This window comes from Streptomyces fuscichromogenes (genome assembly GCF_014645815.1).
GTDB lineage: Bacteria > Actinomycetota > Actinomycetes > Streptomycetales > Streptomycetaceae > Streptomyces > Streptomyces fuscichromogenes.
The window spans coordinates 67,513-84,359 of the sequence record NZ_BMML01000003.1; the positions used below are offsets into that span (position 1 = coordinate 67,513).

Consider the following 16,847-nt stretch of genomic DNA (forward strand, 5'->3'; position numbering starts at 1 on the left):
GGGACGGCCGATGGGTGTTGGCGGTTCCCGGCGGACGGGATCAGCGGTCGGCGAAAGCGGGCCGAAGGGACTGCCGACGGCCGTGCCGGTGCAACGGTGTCGACCCTCACCGCGCAGGGCCGGCGGCAGTGGTGGGCGGCACTGCGCGCACGGCCGGCCGAGGCTGCCGGTGCCGGACCCGACCGGATCGCGGCCCGGCCGTGATTCTGCGACCTTCTCGCCCAGGCGCCGCCGGACCTGGAACGCAACGTGTCGCCGGAGTCCGCGTACGCGTTCAGGACGGTCCGCCTCGCCGAAGTCGCCGCGCTGGCAGCGGTGTTGCGTGAGCTGCCGGGGATCAGCGACCGTGCGGCCGCGGAGTCGGCGCTTGCGGTCGTCGACGCCGAGCCTCGGCCCCCCCGCATCCTGACGGCGCTGCCCACGGGGACGGCCACGACCACGACGGTGTGGCCGGACCTCCTGTGCACCGGCAGGGCCCCGGACCCGCCCGGCGGTCACGCCGACGAGCTCCCGCATGCGCCGCACCGTGTCGCGCCCGTTCGTCGGCGGCCGGGGTGCCGTGCACGCGGAGCGGTGTCGAGCACGCCTCGGACGGCGGCCGGAACGGTCATGCCGCCGTTCATGCCTCCGTTCATGCCTCCGGCCGCCGACCCGCAAGGGGCTCGGCGGCCGGAGGCGGTGGAGTCTCAGGTGGTGTGCAGGGCCTCCCTGATGGAGTCGACGGCCAGGTGCCGTGCGACGTTCGTGGCCTTCGTGTCGCGCAGGCTGTCGAGCATCATGAAGTCATGGACCATGCCCTGGACCCGCACCGCGGTGACCGGGACGTCAGCCTCCCGCAGGTGCGCCGCGTAGGCCTCGCCCTCGTCGCGCAGCACATCGGCCTCGTCGGTGATCACCAGGGCCGGCGGCAGCCCCCTGAGATCGTCGACGGAGGCCCGCAACGGGGCCGCGTAGCGCTCCCGGCGCTGCGTGTCGTCGGACGTGTACTGGTCCCAGAACCAGATCATGCCGTCCCGCGTGAGGTAGTAGCCGTCGGCGAACTGCTGGTAGGACGGAGTGTCGAAGTCGGCATCCGTGACCGGGTAGAGCAGGATCTGCGCGGCGAGGTCGATGTCGCCGCGGTCCTTGGCCATCTGGGCGAGCACCGCCGACATGTTGCCGCCGACGGAGTCCCCGCACACGACCATCCGGGACGGGTCGAGGCCGTACTCGGTGCCGTGCTGCACGACCCACCGGGCGACCGCGTAGTTCTGCTCGATCTGGGTGGGGTACTTGGCCTCGGGCGCCCGGTCGTAGACCGGGAACACCACCGCCGCGCGTGCCCCGGCGGCCAGCTCGCGGACGAGACGGTCATGGGTGTTCTCGTCGCCGAAGACCCACCCGGCGCCATGGATGTAGAAGATCACCGGGAGCGGTCCGTTGATGCCCTCGGGCTTGATGACATGGGCGCGTACGGTGCCCCACTCGCCGGTGTCGACGTCGATCCAGCTCTCGTCGGCCGGTGGTTTGGCCACACCCTCGCCCGTCTGGAGACCGGCGAGTATGTCCCGGCCCTGCGGGGGCGACACCTCGTAGATCCGCGGGTGGGGCGCGGTGGCGTCGGCGAGTTCGCGGGCCGCGGGCTCCAGGTACGGGGTGGGCGGCGGGGGCAGATTCTTCATGACGAACCTCCAGACGAAAGTGCCGATGCCGCGGCGGTGGGGTTCGGCCGGCCGCTCGCCTGCGTGGGGCACCACCGGTCGAGCGCGGCGCCGCGGGTGCGTCGGCGGCAGGGCCGGGCGGGCGGCATCGCCTTCCAGCCTGACATCGGACCGCGGAGGCGGCATCACGTGGCCGGCACCGTACGGGAGCCCCTGCACCACGGACCGCGGCAGGCGACTCCCTGCCGCCCGCCGGGACCGGCGCACCTCGGCGTGACCCGGAACGTGGCCCACCGTTCACGGTGATCACATGGAGATATGCCGAAGTCCTGGGGTGAGGCTGGCTCCCGGCGGCACGTACCTCGAAACTGTCGACTGTGCGCCGGTGGCGGCTTGTTCGAGGGAGCAGTTATGAGTTCGCGTCTCCAGTGGATCCACGGCAGCGAAGAGCGCGCCGTCGTCGCTCCCCGACGGGCGTACGCGGCCGAGGTCCTCGTCAAGTTCCTGGTCCTGGTCGGCCTGTTGTACATGCCGGTGCTGCTCTTCCACTGGGGCCAGTGGATCCCGTTCGCCGCGGCCGCCGGCTACCTGCTCTGGGAACTGGGCCGTGTCACCCGCGCACTCGGCGAGCTCGCCGACCTCTGGAACGAGCGGCAGTCACCGCGGCAGGAGCCGGCTCGCACCGACGTCCTCAAGTGATCCGGGCGGCGGCCACGAGGGCCCGGACGGCTCAGCCGACCTCGCGGACCAGCTCGATCGCCCGCCCCAGCGTGCCGAGCCGGGCCTCCAGGGTGTCGCCGGCCGGGTAGAGGCGGACGGTGTCGACGCCGGCGTCGCGCCAGACCGCGAGACGCTCGCGCACCATGGCCTCGGTGCCGATGAGCGTCGTACCGAGCACCATCTCGTCGGTCACCAGGGCGGCCGCGCCGTCCCGGTCGCCGGCCTGCCAGCGGTCGCGCACCGCGGCGGCGGCATCGGCCCAGCCCTGGCGGCTGTAGGCGCCGTTGTAGAAGTTGGTGGACGCCGACCCCATCCCGCCGAGGCTGAAGGCCAGTTCCTTCCTGCGTCCGGCGACCATCGCGCCGAGCGCCTCCTCGTCGGCCGCGAAGGCGACCTCGGCGCCCTGGCAGACGTCCAGGTCCGCGCGGGTACGGCCGCTGCGGGCCAGGCCCTCGTCGAGGTGGGCGAAGTAGGCGTCGGCGGCGCCCTCGGGCACGAAGCTGGTGCCCAGCCAGCCGTCGGCGACCTCGCCGGTCAGCCGTAGCATCGCCGGCGACAACGAGGCCAGGTAGACGGGGATCGGGTGCTCGGCGCGCATCGACAGCCGCATCGGGACGGCTTCTCCGCCGGGCAGCGGGAGGGTGAACTCGGAGCCGGAATAGGCGAGTCGGCCGCCCGCGACGACCTGCCGCACGATCTCCACCGTCTCGCGCATGCGCCGCAGCGGCCGGGCGAAGGGGACGCCGTGCAGTCCCTCGATCACCTGCGGGCCGGAGGCGCCGAGGCCGAGCAGGAAGCGCCCGCCGGACAGGTTGGAGAGGGTGATGGCGGTCTGGGCCACGGCCGTCGGGGTCCGGGTGCCCAGCTGCATGACACCGGAGCCGAGCAGCATCCGGTCGGTGAGCGCCGCGTAGTAGCCGAGCGCGGCGGGCGCGTCGGAGCCCCAGGCCTCGGCGACCCAGCAGACGTCCAGGCCCAGCTTCTCGGCCTCGACGACGAAGTCGCCCTGCTGGGACCAGTGTTCGCCGCCCGAGGCCTCGATCGTGGTGGCCGTCCGCATCACGCCTCCGCCCGCTTCTTGATCTGCGCGAGGGTGGCGGTGATGCCACGCTCGAACTCCCGCAGCCGCACGAACACGATCTTCTGCTCCTTGTCCGGCATCCGGTCGATGGCGAGGGACAGACCCGAACGCCCCGGCCCCAGCTGCATCCACTCCGACAGTTCGGTCCCGCCGTCCCGCGGGCTGAGCCGGAACCGCCAGACCGCGGAGGGGTCGGCGGGATCCTGCACCGCCCAGGCGAACACCGACTCCGGTTCGCACTCGATCACATGGGAGGTGGTCTCCCACTTCCCGAGCGCCTCGTGCTCACTGCGGCCGACGAACCTGGCCCCCACCGCTGGTCCGGCGGCCCCGTCCAGCCAGGTGACGGACCGGAGCTCCGCGCTCATGTCCGGCATCAGCCCGATGTCGCTGACCAGCGCCCACACCGTGGCCGGCGAGGCGTCGATCCAGGTCCGCACCTCGACCGTGGGTCTGTCCGCGTAACGTGCGCCCGTCCACTCCAAGACCGTCGGCCTCCTTGCCGTCCAGCGTTCCGACCAGGGTTGCTAGTTAAGACTCTCCATGTCAAGAGGGAGTGCGATGCTCAGTCGACGCCGAAACGCCGGCGGATGTCCGGCCGCTGTCCGAGGCGCTCGGGATATCCGGGCCCCAGCCGCATCGAGGTCTCCCCGGACCGCAGCGGGGTACGGCACGCGGAGCAGACGACCTCGGCGGTGGTGTCGTGGCCGCAGGCCTCGTGGTGGAACACCACCGGGACACCCTGCTCCCCGGCCAGCCACCGGTCGCCCCACGCGGACATCGCGGCCAGCACCGCGAACAGGTCCCGCCCCTTCTCCGTGAGGACGTAGTCGTAACGTGGCGGCTCGGCCTCGTACAGCCGCTTCTCCAGGATCCGCTCGTCCACCAGACGGTGCAGCCGGTCGGTCAACGTGTTGCGGGCGATGCCCAGTTGCTGCTGGAACTCGTCGAAACGACGGATCCCGTAGAACGCCTCCCGCACCACCAGCGGTGTCCAGTGGTCACCCAGCAGATCGACGGTCCGTGCGATGGAGCACGGCCACTTGGCGAACGACGTCCGTTTCATGGCTCCACGATAGCGAGTCTCATGACGAAACCCAGCTGACGGCAGGGGAGCCTGCCGAACGGAGCGGCCGTCGGGGCCGCATGGACAGCGCTGCTCGACGCGCCTTCACTGGTCATGAGGGTTTCTCACTGCGAGGCGAGGTGTCCGACCATGAAGATCGAGGGATCGGTCGCGCTGGTGACCGGAGCGAACCGGGGGATCGGGCTGGCGTTCTGCCGGGCCCTGCTGGCCCGGGGCGCGGCCAAGGTGTTCGCGGGCGTACGAGAGCCGGAGGACTTCACCGAGCCGGGTCTCGAACCGCTGCGCCTCGACGTCACCGACCTCGGGCAGATCGCGGACGCCGCACGGACGGCGTCCGACGCGGCCATCGTGATCAACAACGCGGGCATCCAGGCCGGACCGGGCCTGCTGGAGGGTGACCTGGACGGCGCGCGGCAGGAGCTGGAGGTGAACTACCTGGGCACCTGGGCGGTCTCCCGGGCCTTCGCGCCGGTGCTCGCGGCCCATGGCGGCGGCGCCCTGGTGAACATGCTGTCCGTGGCGTCCTGGCGCTCGACCTGGCGGTTCCCCAGCTATGCCGCGTCGAAGGCGGCACAGTGGTCGTTGACCAACGCCTTCCGGGTCGCGCTGCGGGAGCAGGGGACGCTCGTCGTCGGCGTGCACGTCGGCTGGGTGGACACCGACGCCACCATGAGCGTCGACGAGCCGAAGACGGATGCGGCCGAGGTCGCCGCGCGGACCATGGACGCGATCGCCCGCGACGAGCCCGAGGTCCTGGTCGACGAGACCGCCCGCCGGGTACGCGCCGCGCTGTCCGGCCCGCTCGATCTCCTCTACCCGACCCCCTGATCGCGCGACCTGGGCGTGCGACGGTGGAGTCAGCAGATCTACCCGACACAACGGTGAGGTGGAGCCATGCAGACCGACTTCGACGTCGTCGTCCTGGGAGCCGGGCCGGGCGGCTACGTGGCCGCGATCCGCGCCGCCCAGCTGGGCCTGCGCACGGCCATCGTGGAGGGCCGCTTCTGGGGCGGTGTCTGTCTGAACATCGGCTGCATCCCGGCGAAGGCGCTGCTGCGCAACGCCGAGGTGGCCCAGCTGATCCTGCACGACGCGGAGAAGTTCGGCGTGAAGATCAGCGGCGAGGTGGGCCTGGACTACCGTGCCGCCTACGAGCGCAGCCGGGTGGTGGCCGACGGGCGCGTCAAGGGCGTCGGCTACCTCATGCGCAAGAACAAGATCGAGCAGTTCGAGGGCCAGGGCACCTTCCTCGACCCGCACACCCTTCAGGTACGCCTGAAGGACGGCGAGACGACGCTCTCCTTCCGCTCCTGCATCATCGCGACCGGCTCCACCGTCAAACTGCTGCCCGGTACGAAGCTGGGCCGGCGCGTCGTCACCTACGAGGAGCAGATCCTCTCCGACAGCCTCCCGTCGAGCCTGGTCATCGCGGGTGCCGGGGCCATCGGCGTCGAGTTCGCCTATCTGCTGCGGTCGTACGGCGTCGAGGTCACGCTGGTGGAGTTCCTGGACCGCATCGCCCCGCTGGAGGACGAGGAGGTCTCGGCCGAGCTGACCAGGCGCTTCAAGCGCCAGGGCATCCGGGTCCTGACCTCCACCGCCGTGCAGTCCATCGAGGAGACCGCGGACGACGTCCGCGTGACGGTGCGCTCCGGTGGCACGGAGCAGGTCCTGGAGGCGGAGAAGGTCCTCCAGGCCACCGGCTTCCAGCCGCGGACGGCCGGCTACGGACTGCACAGCACCGGGGTACGGCTCACCGAGCGCGGTGCCATCGACATCGACGGGTACTGCCGCACCAGCCGGCCGCACATCTACGCCATCGGCGACGTCACGGCGAAGCTGATGCTCGCGCACACCGCCGAGGCTATGGGCATCGTCGCCGCGGAGAGCATCGCCGGCGCGGAGACCATGGAACTGGACTACCGCATGATCCCCCGCGCGACGTTCTGCCAGCCGCAGATCGCCAGCTTCGGCTGGACCGAGGCCGAGGCCCGCGCCCAGGGTTTCGACGTGCGCGTGGCGAAGTTCCCCTTCACCGCCAACGCCAAGGCGCACGGCCTCGGCGACACGGTCGGGTTCGTGAAGCTCGTGAGCGACGCCCGGTACGGCGAGCTGATCGGCGGCCACCTGATCGGACCGGACGTGACGGAGCTCCTGCCCGAGCTGACGCTCGCCCAGAAATGGGACCTCACGGTGCACGAGCTCGCCCGCAACGTCCATGCCCACCCGACGCTGAGCGAGGCCGTCCAGGACGCCCTGCACGGCCTCGCCGGACACATGATCAACCTCTGAACCGGACTCCGGAGGGCCGCGCCGGAACCTGCCCCTGTCGTAAGCGAGTTGCCGGGCGAGGCCTGACGCCCCCTCCGGGGCGCGGGTCCTACGGACGTACGTAGGGCCGCGTCATGATCTCCATGTTGTGGCCGTCCGGGTCCTCGAAGTACGCGCCGCGGCCGCCGAACAGGCCGTTGGTCCGCCCCGGTCGGGAGTGGTGCGGGTCGGCGTAGTAGGTCACCCCGGCCGCCTCCAGACGGCTGATCATGCCGTCGAAGGTCTCCTCGGGCACGAGGAAGGCGTAGTGCTGCGACTGGATCGGTTCGTCGCGCTTCTCGTAGAAGTCGAGCGTCACGCCGTTGCCGAGGTCCATGGGCAGGAACGGCCCCAGCGGGGCACCGACCTCCAGGCCCAGGACGGCGGCGAGGAACCCGGCGGACCGCTGCCGGTCGCTGGCGTACACGGCGGTGTGGTTGAGCTGGACGGCGGCCGTCGACAGCTCGGACGCGTGCGGGTGTGGCTGGTCAAGGGGCATGACTGTGGTCTCTCCGGTCTTGGAAGTTCCGCTCGGACGGGCGCCGCGCAAGGGCGCCGGGGCGAAGACGCGGAGAGGGTGGCGGGCCTCGTGCCCGCCTCGGGCTCACGCCGAGGCCGGGAACCTCACTCGTGCATGGCCCATGGCCGACCCGGCAGTCACCCGGACGACTGTAGTGATCGTCACGAGCCGGGGCAACGCGATGGCGGTCTTCCGCCGCGCCGGACGACTGCGAGCCCCGGACGGGCGGTCCCGCAGGAGGCGTGCGGGCCCTCCGGCGGGCGATCTCGGGGACGGGCGCGGGGACGGAGGCGGTTTCGATGGCGGTCGTACTATGACTTGACCGCCCAGCAGCCGCCCCGAGGAGTCACCGTGGCCCGCCCTCGCACCACCGCCCGCACCGTGGAGCACCCCGAGCTGTCGGAGGTCCCGCTCCAGCAGGTGCTGGAGGCGCTGGTGGACCCGGTGCGGCGCCTGGTGGTGTCGCAGCTGGCCGGCGCGGCGGAGGACCTGAGCTGCGGGACGTTCGTCGCGCCGGTCTCGCTGTCGACGCTGACGCACCACTTCAACGTGTTGCGCGAGGCCGGTGTGATCCGGCAGTACTACGTCGGGACGGCGAAGATGAACACGCTGCGCACCGAGGAGATGGAGCTGCGCTTCCCCGGACTGCTGTCCGCGGTGCTGGCCGCCGCGGCGGCGGAGGCGGAACCGTCCCGTCCTGCCCGGTGAACGCTATTTCGATGGTGCTCAAAATTTGACGGCTGTCGAACCTTGGGGCAGGGTGGGTGGCGACGCCGGGCCCCGACCCGGCGCGTTCCCCCATCGAATCCCTGCCCCCAGGACGGATGCGCCATGGCAAGACTCGTTCAGTTCGACCGGACCGGCGGACCCGAGGTCCTCACCCTCCGTGAGGTCGAGGTCGGCGAGCCCGGCGCGGGGGAGGTCCGGATGCGCGTCGACGCGATCGGCCTGAACCGCGCCGAGATCATGTTCCGCGAGGGCGGCTACTTCTACGCCCCGGACTTCCCCTCCCTGCTCGGCTACGAGGCCGTCGGCGTCGTCGAGGCGGTCGGTGCGGGCGTGGACGGCCTCGCCGAGGGCGACCCGGTCGCGGTCGTGCCGCAGTTCCTCCAGACCGACTACGGCACCTACGGCGACCACGTCATCGTCCCGGCCTCGGCCGTCGTGCCGCGCTCCGCCGAGGTCGACCCGGTCCGGGCGGCGGCCGTCTGGATGGCCTACATCACCGCCTACGGTCCCCTCGTCGAGAGCGGCCGGGTACGGCCCGGTGACCATGTCCTGATCACAGCGGCCTCCAGCAGCGTCGGACTCGCCGCCGTCCAGATCGCACGCCACGTCGGCGCGGTCCCGATCGCCACGACACGCGGCTCCGGCAAGAAACAGCGCCTCCTGGACGCGGGAGCGGCCCACGTGATCGTCACCGACGAGGAGGACCTGCCCGCCCGGATCAAGGAGATCACCGGTGGCGAGGGCGTCCGCCTGGCCTTCGACCCCGTCGCGGGACCCGGCGTGGAGGTCCTCGCCCAGGGGATCGCCCCGGGCGGCTTCCTGGTGGTCTACGGCGCCCTCGACGCGCGCCCCACCCCGTTGCCCAACGCCCAGTCCTTCCCCGCGCTGACCAGTAGCACGTACACCCTCTTCGAGATCACCACGGACCCCGAGCGGCTGCGCCGCGCGGTCGCCTTCGTCGACGCGGGCCTCGGCTCCGGTGCCTTCGACCCCGTCGTCGACCGCACCTTCGACCTCGTGGACATCGTCGAGGCGCACCGCTACATGGCGGCCAACGAACAGGTCGGCAAGATCGTCGTCACCGTCACCCACGAGGGTGCGGCGACCTGAGCCCGGACCCGCTCGGGGGGCGCTGTCGGGCCGGCCGTCAGCGCTCCGCCGAAGCCGCCATCCGGGCGGCGGCGTCGTGGATCAGCCGGGCGTGTAGTTCGAACAGGGCCACCAGGTCGACGGAGTCGCCCTTGACCTCCCGGTGCACGAACAGGCCGTCGGCGCCGGCGACGGCATAGGTGGTCAGGGTGTCCACGACGTCCTCGGTCAGGGCCGGGAACAGGTCGGCGACGATCTCGGCGACGCGCCGGTGAGCGGTCTCCCGGACCTGGAGGAAGACCGTACGGCCGCGGGGCTCGGAGGGGCGGCGCTCCAGCGCGAGCATCAGGCCGAGGCGCAGGAAGTCGGGGGCGGCGACGAGGGACCTCGCCACGTTCGCCGCCATCAGGACGACCCGTTCCAGCGGGGTGCCGACGTCCGCACCGGGCAGTTCGACGGTCGTGAGCCAGGTCTCGAAGCTGCGCTCGATGACGGCGGCGATCAGGTCGTCCTTGTCCTTGAAATGCCAGTAGATCGAGCTGGCGGGCAGCCCGCACTTGGCGCTGACGGCCGCGATGGACGTGCCGTCGTAGCCGCGCTCACCGGCGATCTCGACGGTGGCGTCCAGGATGCGCTGGCGCGACTCCACCCCGTTCGCACGCTTCCTGCGCGTCGTCTGCGGCCCGCTCATCTCTGCGCCCCTCGGGGATCGCGGCGGCCCCTGCGACGGCCGCCTCTCCGGTGAGCACTCTAATTGGAGCATCCCCTACAACAGGAACCGCCTGCCGGCGAGGACGCCGAACCGCGGGCACGGTCCGCGGCCGCCGAGGTGGGTCACGTGGTGGGCCGTCCAGGGGGACACGCGGCAGGTGTTCAGGATCTGTTCAGGTACATGCTGACAAAGTCGGTCAAAACGTTCGCGCCGTCGCAGCCGCTCACGACGGTGCGCGCGTCGCCTCGCGGGGCGTGCGCCCTGCGGTACGACCGAACAGGAGCCCCCCACCTTGGAGCAGTCCGAAGTCCTCACCGGTGCCGCGGCCCGGGGCAGGGTCACGTCGGTGACGAAGAAGCTTCCGGAGGTGACGCTGGCGTTCTGGATCATGAAGATCGCCGCGACCACCCTGGGGGAGACGGCCGGCGACCTCTTCGCGCAGACTCTGAAGCTCGGTTACTTCCTCACCACGATCGCGCTGTTCCTGATGTTCGTGGTGACGCTGGCCGCGCAGCTCGGGTCCCGCCGCTACCACCCGTTCTTCTACTGGACGGTCATCCTGTCGACCAGCATGGCAGGCACCACCATGTCCGACTTCATGAACCGTGACGCCAGCGCCAAGTACCTCTCGGGCGGCGCCACTTCACTCGGCTGGGGACCCCAGGGCCTCGGCCTCGGCTACCCGGTCGGCGCGGCCGTCCTGATCTCGCTCCTCCTGGTCGTCTTCGCGGTCTGGAAGGTGTCCGGCATGACCTTCCAGATCCGGGACATCGTCACCTTCCGCGGCGAGGCCCTGTTCTGGTCGGCGATCCTCGTCTCCAACACGCTCGGCACCTCCATGGGCGACTTCCTCTCCGACAGCTCAGGCCTCGGCTACGCCGGCGGTGCGCTGCTGGTGACCGGGCTGCTCGCCGTCCTGGTCGCGCTGATGAAGGTGCCCGTGGTGCCGAACGTCCTGCTGTTCTGGATCGCGTTCGTCCTCACCCGCCCGCTCGGCGCGACCGCGGGTGACTTCCTGACCAAACCGGTCGCCAAGGGCGGTCTGAACCTCGGCACGGTGGGCTCCTCGGCTGTCCTGCTCGCCGTCCTGCTCGGACTCATGACCTACGCCCAGCTCCGTGAACGCAGGGCTTCCGCCTAGCCGCGAGCCGCGAGCCGCAGGGAACGGGAGCCGGTCCCGTCGTGGTTCACCCGGCGGGCAGGTCGGTGCGGAAGCGGGCCCCGCCGGTGTGGGCGGGATCGTGGGAGACCTCGCCGCCGACGGTCCGGGCCAGGCGCCGGGCCAGCGGCAGGCCCAGGCCCGCGCCGTCGTGCCCGTCCTCGGGATCGGCCCGGCGGCCGGGCTGGAACAGGTCGTCCACGAACGCCTCCGGTACGCCGGGACCGTCGTCGGTGACGCTGATCCGCACCCCGCCGGGTACCGGATGCGCGGACACGGTCACGGTGGAGCGTGCGTACCGGACCGCGTTCGCCAGGAGCGGGCTGACGATGCGTTCGAGAAGAGCCGGCCGGACCCCCGCCGTCAGCTCCGGAACCGCCGTGTCGACGACGGCCTTCACCTGCTCCGGCGCCCCGAACCGGTCGACCAACCGGGACAGGACCGGTTCGACGGCCGTGGCGCCGGGGGCCGTGGCGGTGGCACGCGCGCCCTCCCGGGCGTCGTCCAGCAGGGTGTCGCAGATGGTGCGCATGGCCTGGGCGGCCTCGGCGATCACCTCGTGCGTGGCCCGGGTCTCGGCGTCGGAGCGCGGCCGGGCCCGCCACCAGTCCAGCTCGATGACGATCCGGGTGAGCGGGGTCCGCAGTTCGTGGGAGAGCTCCCCGGTCAGCTGCCGCTCATGCCCCAGCACGGTCCGGGTGCGGTCCAGCAGCGCGTCCAGCGAGGCGCCCAGGCGGGCCAGTTCGGCCGGCTGGTGGGCGGCGCCGAAGCGTTCGTCGGAGCCCACGGAGCTCCACTCGGTGGCCTGGTCGGTCATGGTCCCCACCGGACGCAGCGCCCGCCCGACGGCGAGGCGGGTCAGCGCGTAGGTGCAGGCGAGCATGACGGAGTCCAGCACCAGGGAACCCAGCAGCACGGCGTCCGCCGAGTTGCGGTACGGGGCGAGGTCCAGGGCGGTGACGACCGTCGCCGTGCTGCGGCTGCCGGCCAGGAAGTGGGCGCACAGGCGTACGGATCCCGGATTCCCGGCCGCCACGGTCGTACAGACGCCGTCCCGCCGTGCGGCGAGCCCCGCTGCGGCCTTCGTCAGTGCGCTGTCGGCGGCGGTGGAGGGAGGCCGTTCCAGCAGCCGTGCCCCGCTGTAGATCCAGACGTTGCCGTCGAGGAGCCGGTCGTTGACGGTCTCCAGGACCCGTACCCGAGGGCCGCTGGTGTCCACGGTGGTGGCGACGGCGTCCGCGCGGTTGCTCAGCTCGGCGTCCGCCTGATGTTGCAGGTGCCGCTCCAGCACGATGTTGAACGCCACGGTGAGTACCGTCATCAGCAGGGCCGCGGTGGTCAGTGCCACGAGCGAGAGCCTGCCGCGCAGGGTCCGGGGGGCCAGCCGCCGCAGAAGGCCGGTCATGACAGCCGGTGGCCGATCCCGCGCGCCGTCCCCAGGCTCAGGCCGCTGCCCGCCTGGCGCAGCTTGCGGCGCAGCCGGCTCAGATACTGGTCCAGGGTGTTGTCGCTGACCTGGGCCCCGTCCGGCCACGCGGCCCGTACCAGTTCCCGGCGGCTCACGATGGTGCCTCCCGCGGTCACGAGGGTGGCCAGCAGACGGAACTCCGTCGGAGACAGCTCGATCCGGGCTCCGCCCACGCTCGCGCTGTGCCGGGTCGCGTCCAGGACCAGGTCACCGGCCGTGGACACGGTCGGCGGCCCGGCCCGTTTGAGCGCCGCCCGCAGCCGGGCGACGAGTTCGGCGAGGTGGAACGGCTTGGGGAGGTAGTCGTCGGCCCCCGCGGAGAACCCGGACAGCCGGTCGGTGAGGTGCCCGCGGGCCGACAGGAAGATGATCGGCGCCGCGAACCCGTTGGCGCGCATCGCCTGGCAGACGTCCCTGCCGTCGGCGTCCGGCAGTCCGACGTCCAGGACGGCCGCGCCGATGCCCGTGGTGGCCAGCCGCAGGGCGGTGGCGCCGTCGGTGGCGGGCACGGGTTCGAACCCCTCGTCGGCCAGTCCGCGCCGCAGTACGTCACGCAGGGCGTGATCGTCCTCGACGACCAGGATCTTGTGGCGCGTCGTGCCGTGCCCGGCCCGGGTCACGGTCACCCGCGTCCCTCCTCGGACGCGGCGGCCCGCCGCCCCCGGTACACCTCGGAGAGAACAGGGAGCAGCGACACGACCACGATGAGTGCCACCAGCGGCAGCAGATAGCGGTCGACGTTCGGGATCGACGAGCCCAGCGCGTATCCCGCGAGGGTGAGGCCGACACTCCACACCAGTCCGCCGACGACCTGCCACTGGGTGAACGTCCGTACCGGTACCTCCAGCGCGCCCGCCATCGGGTTGAGCACCGTCCGCACGACCGGCACGAAGCGGGCCAGGACGATGGCCTTCGCGTGGCCGTACCGGTCGAGGAACTCCTCGGCGCGCTTCACGCCCTCGTGCAGGCGCCGGGACCGGCTGCGTGCCAGCAGCGTTCCGCCGGCCTTGCGGCCGAGCAGGTAGCCGAACTGTGCCCCGGCCAGCGCGCCCACGGCCGCCGCGACGAGCAGCGGCCCCAGGGACAGGTGCAGGCTCCCCTGCGCCGAGCCGGTGCACAGCAGGCCGGCGGTGAACAGCAGGGAGTCGCCCGGCAGGAAGAACCCGACCAGCAGCCCCGTCTCGGCGAACATCACCGCCCCGACGCCGAGCACGCCGAAGGCCGCCAGCAGCGAATGGGCGTCGAGCACGTTCACGGCCAGCTGTGACGCCGCGACGATCGGAGTGGTCATGAACGGGGGCCTTTCCGGCGGACGGCCTTACGTGGACGCCTGGGGGACTACATCCTTGTAGACGTCGTCGGAACTCTAGTCGATCGCCGGGCCCGGAGGCGGCGAGCCCGGTTCCGCGCGCGCCCCCCGGCGTCGGCCTTTATCACCGGCTTGACCGCCCTGACCAGGTGCTTCGTCGAGACGTTCAGGTTGTGTTCAGGCCGGGCGCGCCGACTTGAAACTCATGCACCAGAGGCGCCAAAGCATTGGCAAAGTCCTCTGTGGTGCCGGGAGCCCGGCGTGTCATGGTGCCGACCATGACCACAGAGCACCTCCTCGACGATCGTTCCCGCGTTCCTCTGCGCACCATGGCCAACAAGGTGCCGGAAGTGACCGTCTACTTCTGGATCATCAAGGTGCTCACCACCGGCATGGGCGAGACCGCGTCGGACCTGCTGGCCCGGCTCCTCGGCCCGATCCCGGCCGTCGGTCTCGGTGGTCTCGCGCTGGCGGCCGCGCTGGCCGTGCAGTTCGCCGTACGGCGGTACATCGCCTGGGTGTACTGGACCGCTGTCGTCATGGTCAGCGTGTTCGGCACGATGGCGGCCGACGTCCTGCACGTCGGCCTCGGCGTGCCCTACATGCTGTCGACCCCGTTCTTCCTGGTCGTGCTGACCGCGGTCTTCGCCCTCTGGTACGCCGTCGAGCGGACCCTGTCCATCCACGGCATCCGCACCCGCCGCCGGGAGACCTTCTACTGGGCGGCCGTGCTCGCCACGTTCGCCCTCGGTACCGCCGCCGGGGACCTGACCGCCACCGCCGGCCTCGGCTACCTCGGCTCGGTGGTCCTCTTCGCCGTCGCGATCTGCGTCCCCGCCGTCGCCCACCGCGCCGGTGCCCTGAGCGCCGTACCCGCCTTCTGGACGGCCTACGTCATCACCCGCCCCCTCGGTGCCTCGCTCGCCGACTGGATGGCGGTCGGCCACACCCGGGGCGGGCTCGCCCTGGGGCTGGCGCCGGTGACCCTCGCGTGGACGGCCGCCATCGCCTGCTTCGTCGGCTACCTGGCCGTATCCCAGCGGGACACGGGCGGCCTCGACGCCGCCTGAGCGGCGCCGACCCCGTGAACCGGCTCCTCGCGCGCGGCGCGTGATCGCGGACAGGGCCGGGCGTCTGATCGAGGCTTGTCGATCAGACGCCCGGAGCGGTGGTCACTTCCTGGTGATGGACGCCACCCAGCTGATGAAGTTCGTCGTCGAGTCGCCGGTGCGCTCGGCCATGGTGTGTCCCTGGGCCCACACGGTGGCGAAGTCGACGTCGCGGATGCCGTAGTTCTGGAGCGCCAACCGGATGTTGATCTCGGTCGTGTTGGCGGTGTCACCCTGCATGATGCCGGTACGGATGCGCCAGTGGCGCGCCACCTGCGACCGGCGGTAGCCGTCGAAGGCGGGGGAGAGGTAGTACAGCGGGTTGTACGCGTCGCCCCGCCAGGCCATGTCCTTGCCGACGCTGTCCCTCTTGGCGAAGTCGCTGTCGTAGGCCGGGGAGCCGTAGTCGGAGCTCCAGTCGGAGTATCCGGCGTACGTCGCCTCGTTCGCCTTCACGACGTCCCGGGTGAGCGGCGCGAAGTGCGCCGGGGCGTTCAGCCCCATCGCGAAGACGCCGTTCTCGGTCTGCCCGCGGGAGTACCCGTCGAACGCGCCGACCGGCTTGTTCGCGTTCTTCTGGCTGTTGACGAAGCCTTCGAGGCCGGACACCGTGGCGGTGTTGGTCGTCGCGTCGTAAGTGACCCATGTGTCGGCGGTGTTGAGGTAGGCGATGTAGTCGTCGACCGTCTCGTACGTGGTCGAGGACCCCGGCTGGCCCGATCCGGGCGGTCCGCCCATCGTCGTGATGGTGTACGGGAAGGTGTTGTCGGACAGGAAGTTGTTCAGCGAGGTGGTGATCACCTCGATCAGGTGGTCGTAGTAGCTGCCGGCCAGGTAGGTGCCGCTGCCGGACTCGGTCAGCGTCAGACGCCTGCCGTGCTCGTCGCGCAGCCCCAGGCGGTTGACGTACCTCGGCCAGGCCTTGGCGAGGTCCGCCGAGTAGGCGCTGGTCCAGGTGCCGGACGCGCGCGTGCCGGTCGAGGCGAACTGGCCCATGTTCCACTCGTACGACAGGTTGGCCTCGTGCAGGCTGGTGATCGGACACCAGGCCATGACACCGGCGACCGTGTCGCTGAGGGGGCGGCCCTGGGCGTCCGCCATCGCCGCGCCGATCGTGCGCAGGTAGGGGTGGTACAGGGGGCTGTCACCGGACGCGCCCGCCACGGTGTCCTGGGCGCCGCCGCCGCTCATCCCGAACAGGACGATGTCGTCCGTGCTGCCGGGCAGGACGCTCCGGTTGTACCGCAGGAAGCGGACCGCGGCCTTGAGGTCGGTCACGCCCCAGGGGGCCGCGTCGGAGCGGGTGCCGGTCGAGGTGTCCCGGCCGCGCAGGCCCGGCCACACGTAGATGTGCCCGGCCGTCAGGTACTGCGACACGCTGCTGTAGCTGTACGACGTGGCCGGCTTCTGGGCGGCGTAGCCGGGGGTGTTGACCGGGATCACGATCGGCGCCGTGCGTCCCGAGTAGTCGCCGACGGTGCCCTTCGGGTCGACCGTCGCGGTGTACGTGGTCCCGTCGTCGTTGGCGGTGGCCGTCAGGTAGGCGCCCGGCACGTAGATCGACAGGTTCTCGATGTCCGGCGCGGCCGGGTCCGTGACGTACACCTTCCCGGTCTGGTAGTACACGTCGTTGGCCGAGTCGTACGACCACGCGGTGGAGTCGAACGCCAGCGAGTACGCCGAGGACGTGCTCGACGAACGGTCCGACGACGAGGTGCCGGCGAAGGCCGCGCCCGCCGTGCCCTCGGCGATTCCGAACGCGGCTACGGCGGTGGCTCCCCGGATCACGGTTCTGCGGTTCATGTCCACCCGTGGACCTCCTTGTACAGCGGGTTACGTGGTCACAGCCGTACCTGCGGTGCGGCTCGTACGAGTCCCAGACTGTAGACAAGGAGGCCGAGGATTGTTGACAAT

17 protein-coding genes are annotated in these 16,847 nt (G+C 71.4%); 7 read left to right on the forward strand and 10 right to left on the reverse strand.

What is annotated here, in order from left to right; all coding sequences use genetic code 11:
- Window positions 1–686: 686 nt before the first annotated feature.
- A complete protein-coding gene (locus IEZ11_RS07425; protein ID WP_189261811.1) occupies window positions 687–1,661 on the reverse strand; it encodes an alpha/beta hydrolase in 975 nt (324 codons plus the stop codon).
- 390 nt (window positions 1,662–2,051) lie between these two features.
- On the opposite strand from IEZ11_RS07425, the gene IEZ11_RS07430 reads away from it, so the two are divergent.
- Entirely contained in the window at window positions 2,052–2,339 is a 288-nt protein-coding gene (locus IEZ11_RS07430; RefSeq protein WP_189261812.1) for a hypothetical protein, read from the forward strand.
- A gap of 31 nt (window positions 2,340–2,370) precedes the next feature.
- Here IEZ11_RS07430 and IEZ11_RS07435 read toward each other — a convergent pair whose 3' ends face one another.
- The 3 genes from IEZ11_RS07435 to IEZ11_RS07445 form a co-directional block, all read right to left on the reverse strand.
- The gene (locus tag IEZ11_RS07435) at window positions 2,371–3,420 is read right to left on the reverse strand and encodes an LLM class flavin-dependent oxidoreductase (protein WP_189261813.1); all 1,050 of its coding nucleotides are present in this window, start codon (window positions 3,418–3,420) and stop codon (window positions 2,371–2,373) included.
- Window positions 3,420–3,926 carry an SRPBCC family protein gene (locus tag IEZ11_RS07440; RefSeq protein ID WP_189261814.1) on the reverse strand — a complete coding sequence of 169 codons (507 nt, stop codon included), beginning with the start codon at window positions 3,924–3,926 and terminating at the stop codon, window positions 3,420–3,422. The genes IEZ11_RS07435 and IEZ11_RS07440 overlap by 1 nt, the downstream gene beginning before the upstream one ends.
- An 80-nt stretch (window positions 3,927–4,006) precedes the next feature.
- Window positions 4,007–4,507, reverse strand: a complete 501-nt coding sequence (locus tag IEZ11_RS07445) for a winged helix-turn-helix transcriptional regulator (RefSeq protein WP_189261815.1) — start codon at window positions 4,505–4,507, stop codon at window positions 4,007–4,009.
- Between the two features lie 150 nt (window positions 4,508–4,657).
- On the opposite strand from IEZ11_RS07445, the gene IEZ11_RS07450 reads away from it, so the two are divergent.
- Together IEZ11_RS07450 and lpdA are read left to right on the forward strand one after the other, a co-directional pair.
- Window positions 4,658–5,356 (forward strand): SDR family oxidoreductase, encoded by a 699-nt coding sequence (locus tag IEZ11_RS07450; protein WP_189261816.1) that lies wholly within the window; start codon window positions 4,658–4,660, stop codon window positions 5,354–5,356.
- Window positions 5,357–5,422: 66 nt separating this feature from the next.
- Window positions 5,423–6,820, forward strand: a complete 1,398-nt coding sequence (lpdA, locus tag IEZ11_RS07455) for a dihydrolipoyl dehydrogenase (RefSeq protein ID WP_189261817.1) — start codon at window positions 5,423–5,425, stop codon at window positions 6,818–6,820.
- An 88-nt stretch (window positions 6,821–6,908) separates the two neighbouring features.
- Here lpdA and IEZ11_RS07460 read toward each other — a convergent pair whose 3' ends face one another.
- Window positions 6,909–7,337: a VOC family protein gene (locus IEZ11_RS07460; RefSeq protein WP_189261818.1), complete on the reverse strand. Its 429-nt coding sequence runs from the start codon at window positions 7,335–7,337 to the stop codon at window positions 6,909–6,911.
- A gap of 372 nt (window positions 7,338–7,709) precedes the next feature.
- Between IEZ11_RS07460 and IEZ11_RS07465 the strand changes: the two genes are divergently transcribed.
- On the forward strand, window positions 7,710–8,066 hold the full coding sequence (locus IEZ11_RS07465; protein ID WP_229712860.1) for an ArsR/SmtB family transcription factor: 357 nt from the start codon (window positions 7,710–7,712) through the stop codon (window positions 8,064–8,066).
- A 123-nt stretch (window positions 8,067–8,189) separates the two neighbouring features.
- Window positions 8,190–9,197: a zinc-dependent alcohol dehydrogenase family protein gene (locus IEZ11_RS07470; RefSeq protein WP_189261819.1), complete on the forward strand. Its 1,008-nt coding sequence runs from the start codon at window positions 8,190–8,192 to the stop codon at window positions 9,195–9,197.
- A 37-nt stretch (window positions 9,198–9,234) separates the two neighbouring features.
- Here the strand turns inward: IEZ11_RS07470 and IEZ11_RS07475 are convergent, their stop codons facing one another.
- On the reverse strand, window positions 9,235–9,867 hold the full coding sequence (locus IEZ11_RS07475; protein WP_189261820.1) for a TetR/AcrR family transcriptional regulator: 633 nt from the start codon (window positions 9,865–9,867) through the stop codon (window positions 9,235–9,237).
- A gap of 313 nt (window positions 9,868–10,180) precedes the next feature.
- Here IEZ11_RS07475 and IEZ11_RS07480 point away from each other — a divergent pair, with 313 nt between their 5' ends.
- The gene (locus IEZ11_RS07480) at window positions 10,181–11,029 is read left to right on the forward strand and encodes a COG4705 family protein (protein WP_229712861.1); all 849 of its coding nucleotides are present in this window, start codon (window positions 10,181–10,183) and stop codon (window positions 11,027–11,029) included.
- A 46-nt stretch (window positions 11,030–11,075) separates the two neighbouring features.
- Here the strand turns inward: IEZ11_RS07480 and IEZ11_RS07485 are convergent, their stop codons facing one another.
- From IEZ11_RS07485 to IEZ11_RS07495, 3 genes are read right to left on the reverse strand one after another with little or no spacing between them, the layout of a single operon-like run.
- A complete protein-coding gene (locus IEZ11_RS07485; RefSeq protein ID WP_189261821.1) occupies window positions 11,076–12,452 on the reverse strand; it encodes a sensor histidine kinase in 1,377 nt (458 codons plus the stop codon).
- Window positions 12,449–13,141, reverse strand: coding sequence for a response regulator transcription factor (locus IEZ11_RS07490; protein WP_229712862.1), 693 nt, complete (start codon window positions 13,139–13,141; stop codon window positions 12,449–12,451). Before IEZ11_RS07490 ends, IEZ11_RS07485 begins: the two co-directional genes overlap by 4 nt.
- On the reverse strand, window positions 13,138–13,806 hold the full coding sequence (locus tag IEZ11_RS07495; protein ID WP_189261822.1) for a DedA family protein: 669 nt from the start codon (window positions 13,804–13,806) through the stop codon (window positions 13,138–13,140). Before IEZ11_RS07495 ends, IEZ11_RS07490 begins: the two co-directional genes overlap by 4 nt.
- Window positions 13,807–14,102: 296 nt before the next feature.
- Here IEZ11_RS07495 and IEZ11_RS07500 point away from each other — a divergent pair, with 296 nt between their 5' ends.
- On the forward strand, window positions 14,103–14,894 hold the full coding sequence (locus IEZ11_RS07500; RefSeq protein WP_189261823.1) for a COG4705 family protein: 792 nt from the start codon (window positions 14,103–14,105) through the stop codon (window positions 14,892–14,894).
- A 102-nt stretch (window positions 14,895–14,996) separates the two neighbouring features.
- Here the strand turns inward: IEZ11_RS07500 and IEZ11_RS07505 are convergent, their stop codons facing one another.
- Complete coding sequence (locus IEZ11_RS07505; RefSeq protein WP_229712863.1) at window positions 14,997–16,736, reverse strand: esterase; 1,740 nt, start codon at window positions 16,734–16,736, stop codon at window positions 14,997–14,999.
- Between the last annotated feature and the right edge of the window lie 111 nt (window positions 16,737–16,847).

Coding starts and splice junctions, on each gene's coding strand:
- lpdA (WP_189261817.1), top strand. CDS start 5,423: ATGCAGACCGACTTCGACGTCGTCGTCCTGGGAGCCGGGCCGGGCGGC.
- IEZ11_RS07500 (WP_189261823.1), top strand. CDS start 14,103: ATGACCACAGAGCACCTCCTCGACGATCGTTCCCGCGTTCCTCTGCGC.
- IEZ11_RS07425 (WP_189261811.1), bottom strand. CDS start 1,661: ATGAAGAATCTGCCCCCGCCGCCCACCCCGTACCTGGAGCCCGCGGCC.
- IEZ11_RS07470 (WP_189261819.1), top strand. CDS start 8,190: ATGGCAAGACTCGTTCAGTTCGACCGGACCGGCGGACCCGAGGTCCTC.
- IEZ11_RS07485 (WP_189261821.1), bottom strand. CDS start 12,452: ATGACCGGCCTTCTGCGGCGGCTGGCCCCCCGGACCCTGCGCGGCAGG.
- IEZ11_RS07430 (WP_189261812.1), top strand. CDS start 2,052: ATGAGTTCGCGTCTCCAGTGGATCCACGGCAGCGAAGAGCGCGCCGTC.
- IEZ11_RS07435 (WP_189261813.1), bottom strand. CDS start 3,420: ATGCGGACGGCCACCACGATCGAGGCCTCGGGCGGCGAACACTGGTCC.
- IEZ11_RS07495 (WP_189261822.1), bottom strand. CDS start 13,806: ATGACCACTCCGATCGTCGCGGCGTCACAGCTGGCCGTGAACGTGCTC.
- IEZ11_RS07505 (WP_229712863.1), bottom strand. CDS start 16,736: ATGAACCGCAGAACCGTGATCCGGGGAGCCACCGCCGTAGCCGCGTTC.
- IEZ11_RS07475 (WP_189261820.1), bottom strand. CDS start 9,867: ATGAGCGGGCCGCAGACGACGCGCAGGAAGCGTGCGAACGGGGTGGAG.
- IEZ11_RS07445 (WP_189261815.1), bottom strand. CDS start 4,507: ATGAAACGGACGTCGTTCGCCAAGTGGCCGTGCTCCATCGCACGGACC.
- IEZ11_RS07460 (WP_189261818.1), bottom strand. CDS start 7,337: ATGCCCCTTGACCAGCCACACCCGCACGCGTCCGAGCTGTCGACGGCC.
- IEZ11_RS07450 (WP_189261816.1), top strand. CDS start 4,658: ATGAAGATCGAGGGATCGGTCGCGCTGGTGACCGGAGCGAACCGGGGG.